The organism is Gordonia polyisoprenivorans NBRC 16320 = JCM 10675 (genome assembly GCF_000241325.1).
Taxonomy (GTDB): Bacteria; Actinomycetota; Actinomycetes; order Mycobacteriales; family Mycobacteriaceae; genus Gordonia; species Gordonia polyisoprenivorans.
Window position 1 is genome coordinate 81291 of record NZ_BAEI01000001.1, and the last position, 18244, is coordinate 99534.

Genomic DNA, 18244 nt, shown 5'->3' on the forward strand with positions numbered 1-18244 from the left:
ATCGGAGCCGATGGCGCACAGAGACAGGACCCGTGGGAACAGGTCAGTCCAGATCGTCGTGTCGCACGAGCTGCCGGGCCGCCTCGGTCACCGACCCCGAGAGTGACGGGTACACCGAAAACGTCTGTGCCAGATCGGAAACGGTCAGTTTGTTCTGCACCGCCAGTGCTATCGGCAGGATGAGTTCCGAGGCGTTGGGGGCGACCACCACACCGCCGATCACCACACCGGTGGCGGGCCGACAGAAGATCTTCACGAAGCCACGGCGCAGGCCGCTCATCTTGGCGCGCGGGTTGGTGGCCAACGGCAGCATCACCGTGCGTGCCGGATACTCACCGGAATCGATGGCGTTCTGGGACACACCAACGGTGGCGATCTCGGGCCGGGTGAAGATCGCCGAGGCGACGGTCTTGAGTTTGATCGGGCTCACGCCCTCGCCGAGGGCGTGGTACATCGCGATCCGGCCCTGCATGGCCGCGACCGACGCGAGCGGGAACAGTCCGGTGCAGTCACCGGCCGCGTAGATACCGGTCACAGACGTCCGCGAGACGCGGTCGACGGTGATGTAACCGCCGCGATGGGTCTCGACACCGGCGCGGTCGAGGCCGAGGTCGTCGGTGTTGGGAACCGATCCGACGGTCATCAGCACATGCGATCCGGTGACGCTGCGGCCGTCGGCGAGGTACGCGGTCACCGAGTCGCCGGTCCGCACGACCTTGTCGGCGCGCGCGTGCTTGACCAATTCGACGCCACGTTCGGCGAGCGCCTCCTCCAGCACGAGTGCGGCGTCCTCGTCCTCGTGCGGCAACACGCGGTCACGGCTGGAGATCAGCGTCACCTTCACCCCGAGTTCGGTGTAGGCGTGCACGAATTCGGCACCCGTCACACCCGATCCGATCACGACCAGGTGTTCGGGCAACGCCTCGAGATCGTAGAGCTGCCGCCAGGTGAGGATGCGTTCGCCGTCGGGCTGCGCGTCGGGCAGCACACGCGGCGAGGCACCCGTCGCGATCAGGACGACGTCACCCTCGAATCGCTGGGTGGAGCCGTCGGCGAGGGTGGCGGTGACGGCGTGTGTGGACACCCCGACCTGCGGCCCCTCCAGGGCCGCGGTGCCGGAGACCAGCGTGACGCCCTCGCTGATGAGTCGCGATCGGATGTCGGCGGACTGGGCGAATGCCAGATCACGGACTCGCTGATGGATCGACGGCAGCGTCACCAACGTGTCATCGGTGCGCAAATTGATACCGAGGTCGACGGCGCGTCGGACCTCGGTGCGAATGCCGGTGGACGCGATGAACGTCTTGGACGGCACGCAGTCCCACAGCACGCAGGCACCGCCGATGCCGTCGGAGTCGATCACGGTGGTGTCGGCGCCGTACGCGGCCGCGGCCAGAGCCGCCTCATAGCCTGCGGGGCCTCCGCCCATGATCACGATCCTGGTCACGTCCATCACTCCTGTTCGGGCCAAAAGACACTTGTCGCCTCCGCTGACCAACCTAGGCCATCGACGATCATTCCTCGTGCGCACCGTTACCGATTTCCGCGTCGTACCGCGGTCGGCGATCACCGCGTGCATCGTGCGGCGGCGTCCGGCGTAATACGATCGTCGTGGCCGCAGGTGCACCGGTGGCGGCAAATCGATGAGGTCGGGCTCCATCCCGGCGGGAAAGTGCAGGTCAGAGGCGACTATGCCGATCTACGCAGCGTACGGTTCGAACATGGATCCCGAGCAGATGGCGCTGCGCGCCCCACACTCGCCGATGTCGGGAACCGGATGGCTGCACGGCTGGCGACTGACCTTCGGTGGCGGCGACATCGGGTGGGAAGGATCACTGGCCACCGTCACCGAGGACCGCGACGATCCCGACGCGAAGGTCTTCGTCGTCCTCTACGACGTCCCGACCGAGGACGAGGACAACCTCGACCGGTGGGAAGGCTCCGAACTCGGCATCCACCGCAAGATCCGGGCACGGGTGAAGACCGCCGACGGCGGGGTCCTGGCGTGGATGTACGTCCTCGACGCCTACGAGGGCGGCCTGCCCTCGGCCCGCTATCTCGGTGTGATGGCCGACGCCGCCGAGGTGGCCGGCGCGCCGGCCGACTACGTGCAGGATCTACGCCTGCGCGAAGCCCGCAACGTCGGCCCCGGTCCGGGCGCCCCCGAAGGTTGAGAGTCCCGAAGGCTGAGCGTCCCGAAGGCTGAGACCCCCGAGCCCGACACCGGCGATCTCAGGTCGGCGGGCCCGGCGATCCGACGAACACCACGCCGGCAAGTGTGCGCACGCCGACGTCGAGGGCCCGTTCGTCGATGTCGAAGGTGGGCTGGTGCAGATCGAGTTGCGGTCCGAGACCATTCCACACGCCGAGCCGACCCATCGCTCCGGGCACCTGCTCGAGGTACCACGAGAAGTCCTCGCCGCCCGGTGATTGCGGGGTGTCGGCGACGGCGGTGGGACCGAGGGTGGCCACCGATGCGGCCAGCACCTCCACCGCGAGCGGGTCGTTGACGACCGGCGGTACGCCACGAAAGTACGACAGGTCATACGAAACTCGTAGCGGCGCAAGGATTTCGCCGATGACGCTACGCACCAACGGCTCCATGTCGGCCCAGGTGCCGTGCTCTCCGGTGCGTACGGTTCCGCGCAGCATCCCTTCTTGCGGGATCGCGTTGGGGGCGTTGCCGGCATGCGCTGCCCCCCATGCCATCACGGTGCCCGATCGCGGATCGATCCGCCGCGACAGGATGCCCGGCAGCCCGGTGATGACGGCGCCCATCGCGTAGACCAGATCGCCGGTCAGATGCGGGCGTGAGGTGTGCCCGCCGGGTGAGCGCAGTTGGAGTTCGATGTGGTCGGCGGCGGAGGTGAGTGCGCCCTCGCGCAGTCCGACCGAACCGACCGGCAGGCGCGGATCGCAGTGCAGCGCGTAGATCCGGCTCACCCCTTCGGTGACTCCGGCGGCCACCGCGTCGAGGGCACCGCCGGGCATCACCTCTTCGGCCGGCTGGAACACCAGCCGGACCCCGACGGGCAGCTCGGGCGCCGAGGCCAGCGCAGCCGCGGTCCCCAGCAGGATTGCGGTGTGCGCGTCGTGACCGCACGAGTGCGACACCCCGTCGACCGTGGAACTGAACGCCAGCCCGGTGTGCTCGGTGATCGGCAACGCGTCCATGTCGGCGCGCAGGGCTATCCGTTGACCGGTGTTCGGGCCCAGATCACAGACCACGCCGGTACCCAACGGGAGCCGACGCGGGGCAAGGCCGAGCGCGGTCAGTTCGGCCATCACCAGTTCGGTGGTCGCGACCTCCTGCCTGGACAATTCGGGATGGGCGTGGATGTGTCTGCGCCAGCCGACCAGTTGATCGCGGTGGCTGGCCAGCCAGGTGTCGATCACACCGCCGGACGGATCACCGATCTCGGCCTGCGTCACCACATTTCTCCTTCCATCCACCGGGAAATCCACCGCTGCGTCGGCTCAGAGCAGTTCGGGCGGCGTCGGCACCGCGAGGTCGTCCAAGAGCGGCCATCGCAGCCCACGCTTGATCAAGGTCTGCGTGGGCCCGGCCAGCGGGGCCCGCTGCACCGCGACCTCGACGGCCCGGTTGAGCAGTTCGTCGACGGCCACGGCCTCGTCGACGATGCCGGCGGTGACGGCGTCATCGGCGCCGTAGCGGCGGGCCGTCAGCATCGCCTCGGTGGCCGTACGCTCGGGCAACCGCGTACGCAGCAGCGCGGCCATCCCCCGGGTGAACGGCATGTTGAGCGCCGCTTCCGGGAGCGACCAGTAGCCGCGTTCGGTGCGCATGATCAGGTGGTCGGCGCACAGGGCGAGCATCGCGCCCGCACCGAAGGCGTGTCCGTTGATCGCGGCCACGGTGGGCACCGGCAACGTCAGCACCTTGGTGTAGAGCGCGTGAACCGAATCCAGATAGGCGGGCAACTCCGCGGCGTGCGCGGCGATGTGGTCGGTATCCAGTCCGTTGGTGAAGAACTTTCCGGTCGCAGTGATGACCAGGGCCTTGGCGCCACCGGCGACGGCGTCGTCGAGCAACGCGCTCGTCTTCTCGATCCACGCGGGGGCAAACCGGTTCTCCGGATTCGTCTCGTCGAGTTCGACCCCCGGGGCACCGAGGAACAGTTCGGCGACGTCGGCGGCGGTGGGCTCCGCGCTCAGGAAAGGCATGAGCAGACCTTATCGCCTGCGCACACGCGCTCTCCGGGCGCCGGGCAGGCGCGGATCGGAGGTCATAGGGTGAGACATATGGATCCCACTCTTGACCCCGACGCCGCCGCGATCGCGGCGGCCGCCACCATCGCCACCGAAACCGATTGTGCCGCACACGATGTCGCACTGGTCCTGGGATCCGGGTGGGCGCCGGCCGCCGATGCCTTCGGCACACCGATCGCGACGCTGCCGATGTCGGCGGTGCCCGGTTTCACCGCACCCAAGGCCGCCGGGCACGGCGGGACGATCCGGTCGGTGCACATCGGTGACCGCCGGGTCCTACTGATGCTCGGACGCATCCACGCCTATGAGGGCCATGACCTCGCGCGTGTGGTTCATCCGGTGCGCACCGCGGCGGCGGCCGGTGTGCACACCATCGTGCTCACCAACGCAGCGGGCGGGCTCCGCGACGGCATGTCGGTCGGCCAACCGGTCCTGATCGCCGATCATCTGAACCTCACTGCCCGCTCGCCACTTGTCGGCGCTCAGTTCGTCGACCTCGTCGACGCCTACTCGCCGAGGTTGCGCGAGGTGGCACGCGAGGTCGACCCCACGCTCGCCGACGGCGTCTATGCAGGGCTGCCCGGCCCGCACTACGAGACGCCGGCGGAGATCCGCATGCTGCGCACCCTCGGCGCCGACCTCGTCGGAATGTCCACTGTGCACGAGACGATCGCCGCACGCGCCGCCGGACTCGAGGTGCTCGGGGTGTCACTGGTGACGAACCTGGCGGCCGGCATCACCGGCGAGCCGCTCGATCATGCCGAGGTCCTCGACGTGGGTCGCGCGTCGGCCGCGCACATGGGTGAGTTGCTGGCGACAGTCGTCGGCAGGCTCTGACCGCCAACAATCGCGGACCTTCGACAAGCCCTGTTATTCGACAAAGCCCCGACATCCGCGCGGTCACAAATGTCGGGGTTGTCACTGCGGTACCGTTCGCACCAATCGTCACCGCGCATCCCAGGGAGGTTCCCATGAGCTATCCGCCGGGAGATCCAGGTGGTTATCCGCCTGGCGAGGGTTACCCGTCGGGCGGTGGGTACCCGACGCCGCCTCCGCAGGGATACGGGCCGGGCTATCCGCCGCCGCGGTCACCGTGGTCGTCGCCGCTGGTGATCGCTGCCATCGTGGTGGGTGTGCTCGTGGTGATCGGTGCTGGGGTCGGCGCGTACTGGCTGACCCGGGGTTCGGACTCCTCTGATTCGGCGGCCGATTCGGCGTCGACGTCGGTTGCGAGCGCCTCGACGCAGACCGTCACCAGTACGGTCACCGGTCCCGGGGGCGCCTCGGGTCCGACGGGCGTACCGACCACGACGACACAGCCGCAGGTGCGACCCAACCCCACCGTCTCGGGCGCCGACTGGCAGGGCTTCCTGTCCGGCCCGCGATGCAACGCCGCCGACGATCCGGCGATCGTCATCGGCCGCACCAGCCGATCACAGGTGGTGATCTGTCAGGTCGGCAACCAGACCGGGCGTTGGTATTACAAGGGTCTCGCCGACGGCAATCCCATCGAGATCGGGTATCCGCAGATGGTGGGCGCCACCTACGTGGCGCGCAACGGCGCGGTCACCTACACCGTTTCGCCGTCGGCGCTGGTCATCTCCGAGAACGGCGCGACGCTGGCCACCGAGCCGATGCTGGAGTACTGGTCGTCGAACTGACGCCCCCGCGTACCGGGTTCGTCGGTCGAGGTCTACAACTGAACGAATGTCCGCCGTTCTCGACGCCTCCCACATCGATGTCATCCGGAGTTCCCGGGCCCTGCTGCACGATGTCGACCTCGTCGTGCAGCCCGGTGAGCACTGGGCGCTACTCGGCCCCAATGGCGCGGGCAAGTCGACGTTGATGGCGATCCTCGGGGCCCGCTCGCACCCGACCACCGGGGTCGTCGACGTGCTCGGTAAACGCCTGGGTCGCGTCGACATGCGCGAATTGCGCACCCACATCGGGCATGTCGATCCGCGCTGGCGCATCGACGTGCCGATCTCGGCGCACGATGTGGTCCTGACCGGGCTGACCAACACCCCCGAACTGGACCGGCGCCACGACTACACCGACGACGAACATGCCCGCGCCGACGAATTGTTGGAGATGCTGGGGATGAGCGAGCGCCGGGATTCGTTGTGGCCGGTCATGAGTCAGGGCGAACGTGGTCGCACGCTGATCGCGCGGGCGCTGATGCCGCGTCCGGCGTTGCTGCTGCTCGACGAGCCGGCCACCGGCCTCGATCTCGCAGCCCGCGAGAAACTGCTGTCGGCGATCGATCGGCTGCGCGGCGACGTCGCCGATCTCGCCAGCGTGCTGGTCACCCATCACCTCGAGGATCTTCCTGCGAGCACCACGCACGCGATGCTGCTGCGGGAGGGGAAGGTGGTTGCCGCGGGCACCGTGGAGGCGACCCTGACGTCGGCGACGATCAGCACCTGCTTCGATCACCCGGTCACGGTGCGCCGCCACCAGGGCCGGTGGTCGGCGGTGGCCACCTGAGTCCTGCGCGGGGCGCGGTCAGCGCGGACCGAACTGGCGGTCGCCGGCGTCGCCCAGGCCCGGCACGATGTAGGACGCCTCGTTGAGACCGTCGTCGACGGCCCCCACCACCAGGCGCACCGGATGGCCCGACTTCTCCAGCGCCGCAACACCTTCGGGTGCGGCCACCACACACAGCACGGTGATGTCGGTGGCGTTGCGTGCAACCAGGAGTTCGATGGTGTGCAACATCGACCCGCCGGTCGCCAACATCGGGTCGAGCACGAACACCGGCTGACCGGCGAGATCGTCGGGCAGCGATTCGAGGTAGGGCACCGGTTTGGCGGTCGCCTCGTCGCGGGCCACGCCGACGAATCCGACGAGCGCCTCGGGCACCATCGCATGCGCCTGCTCGACCATGCCCAAGCCTGCCCGCAGCACCGGAACGAGCAACGGCGGCTTGGCAAGTCGCGAGCCGGGGCACGTGGTGATGGGTGTCTGGATGGTCACCTGCTCGCTCGGCGCATCCGCCAACGCCTCGTACACGAGCATCTGCGTCAGGTCCGACAGCGCGGCTCGGAAGGCCGCGTTGTCGGTGCCCTTGTCGCGCATCGTCGTCAGTCGCGCTGCGGCCAATGGATGATCGACGACCTGCACGGGCAACGTTCGCCCGGCCTGGGCGCTCTCGGACCCGGGTCGTTCGGGTTCGGATTGTTCGGGCACAGGGTGTTCGGGCTGGGGGTGAACCGGCATGGGGAAACCATAGTGGGCGGCGGTTGCTGCGGCCTCGTGACCGGACTCATCGGGCCTCGCCGCACGGGTCGGCGATTCGATGGAACCAGAGCGCCGGCCGTTGCGTCCAAATCTGCATGATCGAACAACTCTCCGTATCCCCCGCGGCGCTGTCCGCCCATGCCGCCGGCGAGGCGGGTACCGCGGCCCGGATCGGCGCCCACGCGGTCGCCACCGACCTCACACCCCTCGCGCTGACCTTCGGGCTGATCGGCGCGGACTTCCTCACCACGCTGGGTCGGGTCCTCGACAGCAGGCGCGCCCGACTGAACGCCGTCGCCGGCCGGCACCTGGCCCTGTCCGACGAAAGTGCCGCTGCGGCGGCCGCGTACACCGGCATCGACGACATGTCGGCCGCGACCTTGTCGATCGCCGGTGGGCCCGTCGCGGAGGTGGACGCCTGATGACATCGGCCGACCTGTTGATCGCTCCGCTACGAATCCTGGTGACGGCGTTGGGAACCGGTGTGCTGCCGGGTGACGATCCGGTCAGTGCCATCGCCGCCCTCGCTCCGGATCTGGCATCGACCCGCGACGACGCAATCGCCGCCGTAGTCAGACTCGGCACCGAATGGCAGGGGCGCGGCGCCGAGGCCGCCCAGGCGGCGTCGGCGGTGACCGCCGGACGCACCACCGCGATCAGCGGTGACGACGCGCAGATCGTGACGTTGACGCAGTCCGCAGCCCAGCGGGTGCACGGCGCCGCCCGTCAGCTCGAGTCGCTGATGGACTCGTTCGATCGGGCTGCCCGCGCCCTCGGTGCCGATCTGTTCACCCCCACCGGACTCGCGGTACTGCTACCGCTGGCGATCGATCACGTCGGCCGTGGCGTGGCGGTCGTCGAACGGACCCGGGCGGAACTCGCCGCCGACACCGCCGCGCTGGCCGAACTCGCTCGCCACGACGCGCCCGCCCCGGTCGCCCGTACGGGCGGCCCCGGTGGACGACCCGCCGAGGGTGGGGTCCCCGACGGCGGGGTCGCGATCACCCTGCCCGATGGGTCGATCGCCTACGCCCCGAACGAGCGCGCCGCCGCAGCGGTGCGTGCGGCATTGAGCCAGCAGGGCGTGCCCTACGTGTGGGGCGGCACCGATCCCAGTGGTTTCGACTGCAGCGGCCTGACCCAGTGGGCCTATCGGCAGGCCGGCCTGGAACTGCCGCGCCTGGCCCAGGAGCAGGACACCGCCGGATTCGCGGTGGCCCAAGCCGATCTGATGCCCGGTGACCTCGCGGTCTGGGACGGACACGTCGCGATGTACGTGGGTAACAATCAGCTCGTGGAGGCCGGGGATCCCGTACAGGTCTCACCGCTGCGGACGACGAATGCCGGCCAGGGATTTCAGGGGTTCTACCGTCCGCGATGAGTGTCGATGCAGAAGTTCACCTGCCCGTCGTGGGGCCGGTATGGCGCTCACAGGCGCGATCGCTACGCTGTGACGTCATGGCCGGAGACATTGTCCCCATCGAGCTCGGACTGACCGACGGAAACAGCTTCACGCTGTGGGCACCCCGCTGGCGGGAGGGCGACGACGAGTGGGAGGCATTCCTCGGACTCGACGAGGACCTCTACGTCTTCGGCAGCGTTGCCGAGCTGGTCGCCTTCATCCGCACCGACGACGACAACGATCTCGTCGAGCACCCTGCCTGGGAGACCGTCAAGGGTCTGCAGGCCGACGAGCTGGTCCCCGACGACCGCCATTCCTATGACCTGGTGGGCGTCCCCGAACTGGCCGCCGAGGACCCGACACCGGAGGTGATCGCCGAACTCGAGGACGCACTGGAGATCGTGCGCATCCTCGGCGAGGTCTGCGAGCTGACCGTCATCACCAAGTTCTTCAATGGCAACCCGATCCTCGGTGCGGTGACCACCGGCACCCGCAACTTCGAGGGCCGCGACGGCACCGACCTGTGGGTGCGCATCGGCCGGCTCATCGCCAAGCACTGGGACAACGTGCTCGACGCGATCGACGAGGTGATCAGCACACCCGAGGTCGACAAGGCAGCGGTGACCACCGCCGAGGCCGAACTCGAGGCCGCCGCCTCCGCCGAGGACGAGGACGAGCCCGACGAGGATCTGGACCTCGTCGGCGACGCCGACACCGAGTCGGACGATTCCGAGACCGATCTCGCCGACGGCACCGACGACGAGGAAGAAGAGGACACCGACGACGAAATCGACGACGACGATTTCTGGGCGTCGGTGGGCATCGACCCGATTCGTATCGTGACCGGCACCGGTGAGTTCCTCTCGTTGCGGTGCTACCTCGGTGACGATCCGGTGTTCCTCGGTGACGACGGCAAGATCTTCGTTTTCGCCTCCCCGCGCGCGCTGTCGAAGTTCCTCGCCGAGGACAACTCTCATGACCTCTCGGGTGTGTCGACGTTCGACGAGGTCCGCGTCGCCGCGACCGACGGCTCCCTGGAGTTCGACGTCATCGACGACAACGTCTACGTGCTGCCCGGCCTCGTCGAGGACATCACCGACGGTCCCCGGCGCATCGATCGCAATCAACTGGAGTTGGCGGTCGAATTGTTTACCGACGCAGCCGATTACGCCGGTGACGACTCGGTGGCCGAAGCGCTGGGCTCGACGACCCCACTGGGCTGGTTCGTCGACTACGCCACCAACCCCGACCCCAAGCGGATGGCGCCGAGCCCCCCGTTCGACAACGAGGCCGAGGCGTGGCGGGCCCTCGAGCACGAGTTCGAGGATCGGCTCGTCAAGAAGCGGTGACCGATCCCCGTCGGCGCCGGTTCCGGGTGATCTTGTGCCCGGACTGCGGGCACAACATCACCCGGAAGGGCTGCCGCGGGCCTCAGCCCTGCAGCAGCACCGCGTAGCCGGGCTTGATGACGTCGTCGATGAACGCCAGCCGCTCGTCGAAGTGGATGAACGCCGATTTCATCGCATTGACCGTGAATCGCTCGAAATCGGCCCAGCCGTAACCGAATTGGTCGGAGAGTTTCGCGAACTCCTTGCTCATGGTGGTGTCGCTCATGAGCCGGTTGTCGGTGTTGACGGTGACGCGGAAACGCAGCCGGGCCAGAACGTTGAACGGATGCTGCGCCAGCGACGCCACCGCACCGGTCTGCACGTTCGAACTCGGGCACAGCTCGAGCGGAATCCGCTTGTCGCGCACGATATTCGCGATCAAACCTAGTTCGGCACCGGGAAACGAATCATCATCGGGTCGCGCGCCGGGCGGCAGGGTGATGTCGTCGATCACCCGCACCCCGTGTCCGAGCCGGTCGGTACCACAGAAACCGATCGCCTCGTGGATCGACGGCAGCCCGAACGCCTCGCCCGCATGGATGGTGAACGGTGCGCAGTTTGCCCGCATGTACTCGAAGGCGTCGAGATGGCGACTCGGCGGGTGACCGGCCTCGGCACCGGCGATGTCGAACCCCACCACCCCGCGATCGCGATACCGCACAGCCAGTTCGGCGATCTCACGGGAGCGCGCAGCGTGGCGCATCGCGGTGACCAGGCACCGCACGGCGATCGGGCGACCGGACCCCGCGGCGGTCCGCTCGCCCTGGGCGAACCCGCGCAACACCGCCTCGACGACCTCGTCGAGCTCCAGCCCACGCTCGAGGTGCTGTTCGGGTGCGTAGCGGACCTCGGCGTAGACGACGCCGTCGGCGGCGAGGTCCTCCACGCATTCGGCCGCGACCCGCTCGAGCGCACCGACTGTCTGCATGACGCCCACGGTGTGGGCGAAGGTCTCCAGATAGCGCTCCAACGAACCACTGTCTGCCGCGTCACGGAACCACACCGCGAGGTCGTCGGCCGTCTCCGCCGGTAGCTCGTCGTAACCGGTCTCACGGGCCAACTCCAACACGGTCGACGGCCGCAGGCCGCCGTCGAGGTGATCGTGCAACAGCACCTTGGGCGCGAGGGCCAGGGCAGCGGGATCGAGCGGGGAACGCGGCGGCATCGACGTCATGATCCGAACCTAACGTGTTCGATCACCAGCGGCCGGGCGACATCAGCGAGATCGAGTTCGGCACCGGGGCCGCCGGAGTTCGGCTCGGCGGCAATGTCGACCGCCCCGACCAACGCCGCCCGCGCGGGACCGAACCGTTCCGGTGTTGCGGTGTGCAGCGTGAACAGCGCCGCACCCGCCTCGACGAACTCTCCGGGACGCGTGTGCCACTGCACCCCGGCCTCGGACTGCACGGCCTCACCGGGCACCGACCGCCCGGCACCCAGTCGCCAGGCGGCGTCGCCGACCGCTCGCGCATCCAGCCGTCGCACACGACCCGACGTCTCGGCGACGACGACATCGGTGTGCCGGGCCCGCGGCAGCGGTGCATCCGGGTCGCCGCCCTGCGCGGCGATCATCGCGCGCCAGGAGTCCATGGCGCGGCCGTTGCGCAGATGGTCGGCAGGGTCGACGTCGGAGATCCCGGCTGCGGCGAGCATCTCCCGCGCCAGGGCCACCGTCAGCTCGACGACGTCGGCGGGCCCGCCGCCGGCGAGCACCTCGAGCGATTCGGCGACCTCGACGGCGTTGCCCGCGCAGCGTCCGAGCGGGGTGTCCATGTCGGTCAGCAGCGCCGAGGTCGCCACCCCGGCGCGATGCCCGAGCTCGACCATGGTGGTCGCGAGTTCGCGGGCGGAGTCGAGTTCGGGGAGGAACGCCCCCGAGCCGACCTTGACGTCGAGCACCAGCGCGCCGGTGCCCTCGGCGATCTTCTTGCTCATGATCGAGCTGGCGATCAACGGGATCGATGCGACGGTGCCGGTGATGTCCCGCAACGCATAGAGCAGACGATCGGCGGGTGCAAGGTCGGGACTCGCCGCGCAGACCACCGCACCCACCGCCTCGAGCTGGCTGAGTATCTCGTCCATCGACAGGTCCGCACGCCATCCCGAGATGGACTCCAGCTTGTCCAGCGTGCCGCCGGTGTGCCCGAGGCCTCGGCCCGACAGTTGGGGCACCGCAACACCATACGAGGCCACCAGGGGCGCGAGCGGCAGGGTGATCTTGTCCCCCACCCGCCGGTGGAATGCTTGTCGACGGTGCGAAGCGGCCGACCGTCGCGGCGCAGATCGCCGAAGTCCGCGCGCCGCCCGCTGTCGATCATCGCCTGCGTCCAGGTGGCGATCTCACGACGGTCCATGCCGCGCAGCACGATCGCCATCAGCAACGCCGACATCTGCTCCGGCGCGACCGATCCCCGCGTGTAGCCGTCGACGACCCACCGGATCTGGCCGTCGCTCAGCGAACCGCCGTCGCGTTTGGTGGCGATCACCGAGATCGGATCGATGATCTCGGGGTTCATCGCCGCCCTCCGTCGCTGTCGAGGGTTCCGTCGCTGTCGAGGGTTCCGGCGCTGTCGAGGGTTCCGGCGCCGAGATCGTCGGGCCCGAATGCGTACGGCAACAATTCGGCGAGCCGCAGGGGCCCGTCGGCATGGTCGACGAGCAGATCCGCCCCGCCGAACTCCCAGAGCACCTGTCGGCACCGTCCGCACGGCATCAGCACCACCCCACGCGAGTCGCAGACGCTCACCGCACGCAGTCGTGATCGGCCCGATCCGATCAGTGCCGACACCAACGAGACCTCGGCGCAGACACCGAGTCCGTATGAGACATTTTCCACATTGCCACCGGCCACCATATCGCCCTCGACGGTGAGCCCGGCAGCACCGACCGGGAAGCGGGAGTAGGGCGCATAGGCGCGGGCGATCATCTCATTCGCCTTGTGGCGCAACATCTTCCAATCGATTTCAGCAGACAGGGCAAACTCCCGGTGAACAGTGCGGGGCCGGATCACACTCACCGGCACATCGTCGAAGCAATGGTAAGGCAAACCTAAGTCGGAATCTCTTGTCGCCCAAATCTGTTCGGGCAGTTTTCGACCACCCTCAGCATAGGTTTAGAGTCTGTTGCATGGGTCCGTGGTGGAGCCTGAAGATGCAGGCTGCCACCAGAGTCCATCGACGATGTTGGAGGCCGATTTCGCAATGAGCACCCCGACCGACACCGCACCCGACCCGGTGCGCAAGCGATCTCTTTATCGAGGCGACCCCGGGATGTGGTCGTGGGTGCTCCACCGGATCACCGGTGTCACCATCTTCTTCTTCCTGTTCGTCCACGTTCTGGACACCGCGGTCATCCGGATCGATCCGAACAAGTATTCCGAGATCATCGAGACCTACAAGACGCCGATCATCGGCCTCATGGAGATCGGTCTCGTCGCCTGTGTGCTGTACCACGCCCTCAACGGCGTGCGCATCATCCTCGTCGACTTCTGGTCGAAGGGCGCCAAGTACCAGCGGCAGATGCTGTGGACGATCCTCACGCTGTTCGTGATCGTCTTCGCCGCCGCGGCGGTGCGGCTCCTGCAGATTCTCATCGAGCACTCGTTCTAGGAGAGATCACCGATGACCGCATCCTCCCCACACCTGGCCAAGACGCTCGGCACCGACTACGACCGGCCGGCCAGCCTCGACAATCCGCGCGCGCCGCGTGCCCGCAAGGGCGGCAACTTCGAGAAGTACGCGTGGCTGTTCATGCGCTTCTCCGGCCTGGCGCTGATCATCCTGACCATCGGGCACATGTTCATCATGTTGGCCTGGGACAACGGTGTGCACCGCATCGACGCCTCCTTCGTGGCGGCGCGGTGGAAGGAACCCTTCTGGCAGATCTGGGACCTGACGATGCTGTGGCTGGCCCAGTTGCACGGCGGCAACGGTGTGCGCACCGTCATCGCCGACTACTCGCGCAAGGACTCCACCCGGTTCTGGCTCAACGTGCTGCTCGGGATCTCGATGATCCTCGTGCTGGTGCTCGGTACCTACGCGCTTCTGACCTTTGACGTCAACAGCGTCAACTGACGCCACGGACTCTCGTCTCTGACGCCCCGCCCTCGTCGACTCCAGGAGATTCGAAACACATGCAGGAACACCGCTACGACGTCCTGATCGTCGGTGCCGGCGGCGCCGGGATGCGCGCGGCGATCGAGGCCGCCCCCCGCGCCCGCACCGCTGTGCTCACAAAGCTCTATCCCACCCGCAGCCACACCGGCGCGGCGCAGGGCGGCATGTGTGCCGCGCTGGCCAACGTCGAGGAGGACAACTGGGAGTGGCACACCTTCGACACCGTCAAGGGTGGTGACTACATCGTCGATCAGGACGCCGCCGAGATCATGGCCAAGGAGGCCATCGACGCGGTGCTCGACCTGGAGAAGATGGGTCTGCCTTTCAACCGCACCCCCGAGGGCCGCATCGATCAGCGACGTTTCGGTGGCCACACCCGCGATCACGGCAAGGCACCGGTCCGGCGTGCGTGTTACGCCGCCGACCGCACCGGCCACATGATCCTGCAGACGCTGTATCAGAACTGCGTCAAGCACGACGTCGAGTTCTTCAACGAGTACTACGCGCTCGATCTCTGCCTCAGCGAGAACGAGGCCGGCGAGCCCGTCGCCACCGGGATCGTCGCCTACGAGCTCGCCACCGGCGAGATCCACGTCTTCCACGCCAAGTCGATCATCTTCGCGACCGGCGGTTCGGGTCGTATGTACAAGACAACCTCCAACGCCCACACCCTCACCGGTGACGGCATGGGCATCGTGTTCCGCAAGGGACTTCCGTTGGAGGACATGGAGTTCCACCAGTTCCATCCGACCGGCCTGGCCGGGCTGGGCATCCTCATCTCCGAGGCGGTCCGCGGCGAGGGCGGCATCCTGCGCAACGTGGACGGCGAACGCTTCATGGAGCGCTACGCCCCCACCATCAAGGACCTTGCGCCTCGCGACATCGTCGCGCGCTCGATGGTCCTCGAGGTCCTCGAAGGCCGGGGCGCCGGCCCGAACAAGGACTACGTCTACATCGACGTGACGCACCTCGGCGAGGACGTCCTCAACGAGAAGCTCCCCGACATCACCGAGTTCGCCCGCACCTACCTCGGCGTCGACCCGGTGACCGAATGGGTGCCGGTGTTCCCGACCTGCCACTACGTGATGGGCGGCATCCCCACCACCATCGAAGGTCAGGTCCTGCGCAACGCGACCGATGTGGTCCATGGCCTCTATGCCGCCGGTGAGTGCGCGTGCGTGTCGGTGCACGGCGCCAACCGCCTGGGCACCAACTCGCTGCTCGACATCAACGTCTTCGGTCGTCGGGCCGGGATCGCCGCCGCGGAGTACGCCAACTCCGCCGAGCTCACCGAGCTGCCGGAGAACCCGACCGCGATGGTCGACGCGTGGCTCGAGACGATCCTGTCCGAGCACGGACACGAGCGGGTCGCCGACATCCGGACCGAGTTGCAGGCCTCGATGGACGCCAATGCGTCGGTGTTCCGCACCGAGGAGACCCTCAAGCAGGCGCTCACCGACATCCATGCGCTCAAGGAGCGCTACGCCCACATCCGTGTGCACGACAAGGGCAAGCGGTTCAACTCCGATCTGCTCGAGGCCATCGAACTCGGCTTCCTGCTGGAGATGGCCGAGGTCACCGTGGTCGGCGCGCTGAACCGCAAGGAGTCGCGTGGCGGCCACGCCCGCGAGGACTATCCCAACCGCGACGACGTCAACTACATGCGGCACACGATGGCCTACAAGAAGGGCGACGATCTGCTCAGCGACATCGAGCTGGATTGGAAGCCCGTCATCCAGACCCGCTACGAGCCGATGGAGCGTAAGTACTGATGACAGTGACCATGGAGAATCCGGCTCCCTCGTCCGACGATCCGCCATTGCCCGCGGTTCCGGACGAGGCGACGATGGTGACGCTGAAGATCTACCGGTTCAACCCGGAGAACCCCGACGCACAGGGTTTCGAGAGCTTCCGCGTCCCGGCCCTGCCGACCGACCGCCTCCTGAACCTGTTGCTCTATGTGAAGGGCTACCTCGACGGCACGCTCACCTTCCGGCGCAGTTGTGCCCACGGGGTGTGCGGCTCGGACGCCATGCGCATCAACGGCGTGAACCGGCTCGCCTGCAAGCTGCTGATGAAGGACTTGCTCCCGAAGGACAAGAACAAGGAGATCACCATCACCATCGAGCCCATCAAGGGGCTTCCGGTGGAGAAGGATCTCGTGGTCAACATGGAGCCGTTCTTCGACGCCTACCGGGCGATCAAACCGTTCCTGATCACCAGCGGCAACGAGCCGACCCGTGAGCGCATCCAGTCCGCGGCCGACCGCGCCCGTTTCGACGACACCACCAAGTGCATCCTGTGCGCGTGCTGCACCACCAGCTGCCCGGTGTTCTGGAACGAGGGCAGCTATTACGGCCCGGCAGCGATCGTCAACGCACACCGCTTCATCTTCGACAGTCGTGACGAGGGCGCCGTCGAGCGTCTCGACATCCTCAACGACATCGACGGCGTGTGGCGCTGCCGCACCACCTTCAACTGCACCGACGCCTGCCCGCGTGGCATCCAGGTCACCCAGGCGATCCAGGAGGTCAAGCGCGCACTCATGTTCTCGCGCTGACCTTTTCGCAGCTGACCGTTTCGCAGCGGGACACAAGCCACCTCTGCAGCCCCGATTCAGGCCCGCACCCTTCCGGTGCGGGCCTGAATTGTCGGACGAGGCCGGGGTGCCGATTCAGTCGACGAGGTCGGCCGGCACGATGTCGACGGCGAACGGCGCGGTCACCGCGAGACATTCCTCGCCGACGGCCGTTCCGGAATCGACGTAGGCCCCGTCGACCAGCGACCAGGTGGTGATCGAGGTCGGTACAGCGGGATCGACGACCCAATAGTGCGCGCACCCGCCCCGCCGGAGCCTGTCCTTCTTGAGCAGCATGTCCACTCCTCGCGTCGACGGCGACGCGACCTCGATCGCGAGCGTCGGCGCCTGTGGGAGGTTGGTCTCGGCGAACGCCGACCGGGGCGCCACGAGGAGATCCGGCTGCAGGCAGGTGTCCTCGGCGAGCACCACATCCAGCGGGGCGAACAACACCTCGAGGTCCGGCGGACACGCGGCATGTAGCAGCAGGTGCAGCCTCGCCACGACTCGCTGGTGCCGAGGCGTAGGGGCCGGACTCACGATCAGGACCCCGTCGAGAAGCTCGTAGCGCCAGCCGTCATCGGGCATGGACTCCAGGTCCGCGTACGTCAGACCGCTGCCGTGCGGCAGGCCCAGGATCTCGGTGGTCACGGTTGTCATGGTAAGTCGCCTCCCGGTTCACGGCGACAAGCATGATGCACAACCGGTCCGCGCCGACCGCACCGCAACTGCCTGTGGACAACCCGCGACCCGCCGGAACCGATCCGGCGTCCGCTGCGTCCAATCGATCATGACTCACCTGATCGCCCGCCCGCATCCGCTCGTCCTACTCGTCCTCGCCGTCGTATCGGTGGCGTGCCTAGCCGCGGGCCTCACCCCGCCGCCGGTGGCGGCATCGACGGATCTCACGAATCCGTCTGCGCCCCGATCCCCTGCGCCCCAATCTCCTTCGCCCCAATCTCCTTCGACACCCCTGACCATCACAATCGCCTCCGACGAGGAGGTCAACGAGCAGTTGCTCTGGTACGACGCGAACGGCCGACCACGACATCAGTTCGACGTGAAGCTCACCGATCACGACTCGCAGGCCGATCAATGGACAGGCTCGTTGACCCTGACCCCCACCGACGACCGCCGGCACACGCACCGTGTGGTGTTCATCTCCGGCGGCGAGGTCGCACACTGCACCGTCACCTCCGGCACCCGGGCGGTGGCGACCGACGACGCCGAGGGGCCTGCGGCGATGGCGGTCTGCGAGTGGTGAAACATCCGACAAACATCCCGTTCACGA

The 18244-nt window shown here is 67.7% G+C and carries 19 protein-coding genes and 1 pseudogene; 12 read left to right on the top strand and 8 right to left on the bottom strand.

Going from position 1 to position 18244, the window contains the following annotated elements:
* Positions 1-43: 43 nt before the first annotated feature.
* The gene (locus tag GOPIP_RS00350; RefSeq protein ID WP_035726770.1) at positions 44-1447 is read right to left on the bottom strand and encodes an NAD(P)H-quinone dehydrogenase; all 1404 of its coding nucleotides are present in this window, start codon (positions 1445-1447) and stop codon (positions 44-46) included.
* A 244-nt stretch (positions 1448-1691) separates the two neighbouring features.
* On the opposite strand from GOPIP_RS00350, the gene GOPIP_RS00355 reads away from it, so the two are divergent.
* Positions 1692-2174: a gamma-glutamylcyclotransferase family protein gene (locus GOPIP_RS00355; protein ID WP_006367492.1), complete on the top strand. Its 483-nt coding sequence runs from the start codon at positions 1692-1694 to the stop codon at positions 2172-2174.
* Between the two features lie 58 nt (positions 2175-2232).
* Here GOPIP_RS00355 and GOPIP_RS00360 read toward each other — a convergent pair whose 3' ends face one another.
* Both GOPIP_RS00360 and GOPIP_RS00365 read right to left on the bottom strand, forming a co-directional pair.
* Positions 2233-3432 carry an amidohydrolase gene (locus GOPIP_RS00360; RefSeq protein ID WP_006367493.1) on the bottom strand — a complete coding sequence of 400 codons (1200 nt, stop codon included), beginning with the start codon at positions 3430-3432 and terminating at the stop codon, positions 2233-2235.
* A gap of 45 nt (positions 3433-3477) precedes the next feature.
* The gene (locus tag GOPIP_RS00365; RefSeq protein WP_006367494.1) at positions 3478-4185 is read right to left on the bottom strand and encodes an enoyl-CoA hydratase/isomerase family protein; all 708 of its coding nucleotides are present in this window, start codon (positions 4183-4185) and stop codon (positions 3478-3480) included.
* Between the two features lie 78 nt (positions 4186-4263).
* Between GOPIP_RS00365 and GOPIP_RS00370 the strand changes: the two genes are divergently transcribed.
* The 3 genes from GOPIP_RS00370 (at position 4264) to GOPIP_RS00380 (ending at position 6717) form a co-directional block, all read left to right on the top strand.
* Entirely contained in the window at positions 4264-5067 is an 804-nt protein-coding gene (locus GOPIP_RS00370) for a purine-nucleoside phosphorylase (protein ID WP_006367495.1), read from the top strand.
* Positions 5068-5201: 134 nt separating this feature from the next.
* Positions 5202-5891, top strand: a complete 690-nt coding sequence (locus GOPIP_RS00375) for a hypothetical protein (protein ID WP_006367496.1) — start codon at positions 5202-5204, stop codon at positions 5889-5891.
* 46 nt (positions 5892-5937) lie between these two features.
* On the top strand, positions 5938-6717 hold the full coding sequence (locus GOPIP_RS00380) for an ABC transporter ATP-binding protein (RefSeq protein ID WP_006367497.1): 780 nt from the start codon (positions 5938-5940) through the stop codon (positions 6715-6717).
* A gap of 18 nt (positions 6718-6735) precedes the next feature.
* Here GOPIP_RS00380 and upp read toward each other — a convergent pair whose 3' ends face one another.
* Positions 6736-7359, bottom strand: a complete 624-nt coding sequence (gene upp / locus GOPIP_RS00385) for a uracil phosphoribosyltransferase (RefSeq protein WP_014359538.1) — start codon at positions 7357-7359, stop codon at positions 6736-6738.
* Positions 7360-7565: 206 nt separating this feature from the next.
* On the opposite strand from upp, the gene GOPIP_RS00390 reads away from it, so the two are divergent.
* The 3 genes from GOPIP_RS00390 to GOPIP_RS00400 all read left to right on the top strand — a co-directional run bounded on the left by GOPIP_RS00390 (position 7566) and on the right by GOPIP_RS00400 (position 10221).
* Positions 7566-7892: a type VII secretion target gene (locus tag GOPIP_RS00390; RefSeq protein WP_006367499.1), complete on the top strand. Its 327-nt coding sequence runs from the start codon at positions 7566-7568 to the stop codon at positions 7890-7892.
* A complete protein-coding gene (locus tag GOPIP_RS00395) occupies positions 7892-8851 on the top strand; it encodes a C40 family peptidase (RefSeq protein ID WP_006367500.1) in 960 nt (319 codons plus the stop codon). Before GOPIP_RS00390 ends, GOPIP_RS00395 begins: the two co-directional genes overlap by 1 nt.
* 77 nt (positions 8852-8928) lie before the next feature.
* Entirely contained in the window at positions 8929-10221 is a 1293-nt protein-coding gene (locus GOPIP_RS00400) for a SatS C-terminal domain-containing protein (RefSeq protein WP_014359535.1), read from the top strand.
* A gap of 82 nt (positions 10222-10303) precedes the next feature.
* Here the strand turns inward: GOPIP_RS00400 and GOPIP_RS00405 are convergent, their stop codons facing one another.
* From GOPIP_RS00405 to GOPIP_RS00415, 3 genes and pseudogenes are all read right to left on the bottom strand, one after another.
* Entirely contained in the window at positions 10304-11434 is a 1131-nt protein-coding gene (locus tag GOPIP_RS00405; RefSeq protein ID WP_006367502.1) for an adenosine deaminase, read from the bottom strand.
* Positions 11431-12776 (bottom strand): annotated as a pseudogene (locus GOPIP_RS00410) (thymidine phosphorylase). Before GOPIP_RS00410 ends, GOPIP_RS00405 begins: the two are co-directional and overlap by 4 nt.
* Complete coding sequence (locus GOPIP_RS00415) at positions 12773-13234, bottom strand: cytidine deaminase (RefSeq protein ID WP_240524199.1); 462 nt, start codon at positions 13232-13234, stop codon at positions 12773-12775. The pseudogene GOPIP_RS00410 and the gene GOPIP_RS00415 overlap by 4 nt, the downstream one beginning before the upstream one ends.
* A gap of 226 nt (positions 13235-13460) precedes the next feature.
* On the opposite strand from GOPIP_RS00415, the gene sdhC reads away from it, so the two are divergent.
* From sdhC to GOPIP_RS00435, 4 genes are read left to right on the top strand one after another with little or no spacing between them, the layout of a single operon-like run.
* Complete coding sequence (gene sdhC / locus GOPIP_RS00420) at positions 13461-13868, top strand: succinate dehydrogenase, cytochrome b556 subunit (RefSeq protein WP_014359531.1); 408 nt, start codon at positions 13461-13463, stop codon at positions 13866-13868.
* Between the two features lie 12 nt (positions 13869-13880).
* The gene (locus GOPIP_RS00425; RefSeq protein WP_006367506.1) at positions 13881-14333 is read left to right on the top strand and encodes a succinate dehydrogenase hydrophobic membrane anchor subunit; all 453 of its coding nucleotides are present in this window, start codon (positions 13881-13883) and stop codon (positions 14331-14333) included.
* Positions 14334-14392: 59 nt separating this feature from the next.
* Complete coding sequence (sdhA, locus tag GOPIP_RS00430) at positions 14393-16147, top strand: succinate dehydrogenase flavoprotein subunit (protein WP_006367507.1); 1755 nt, start codon at positions 14393-14395, stop codon at positions 16145-16147.
* Positions 16147-16935: a succinate dehydrogenase iron-sulfur subunit gene (locus GOPIP_RS00435; RefSeq protein ID WP_006367508.1), complete on the top strand. Its 789-nt coding sequence runs from the start codon at positions 16147-16149 to the stop codon at positions 16933-16935. Before sdhA ends, GOPIP_RS00435 begins: the two co-directional genes overlap by 1 nt.
* Before the next feature lie 114 nt (positions 16936-17049).
* On the opposite strand, the gene GOPIP_RS00440 is transcribed toward GOPIP_RS00435, so the two are convergent.
* Positions 17050-17613: a Uma2 family endonuclease gene (locus tag GOPIP_RS00440; RefSeq protein ID WP_006367509.1), complete on the bottom strand. Its 564-nt coding sequence runs from the start codon at positions 17611-17613 to the stop codon at positions 17050-17052.
* 130 nt (positions 17614-17743) lie between these two features.
* On the opposite strand from GOPIP_RS00440, the gene GOPIP_RS00445 reads away from it, so the two are divergent.
* Positions 17744-18217, top strand: a complete 474-nt coding sequence (locus GOPIP_RS00445) for a hypothetical protein (RefSeq protein WP_035726754.1) — start codon at positions 17744-17746, stop codon at positions 18215-18217.
* Positions 18218-18244: the final 27 nt, after the last annotated feature.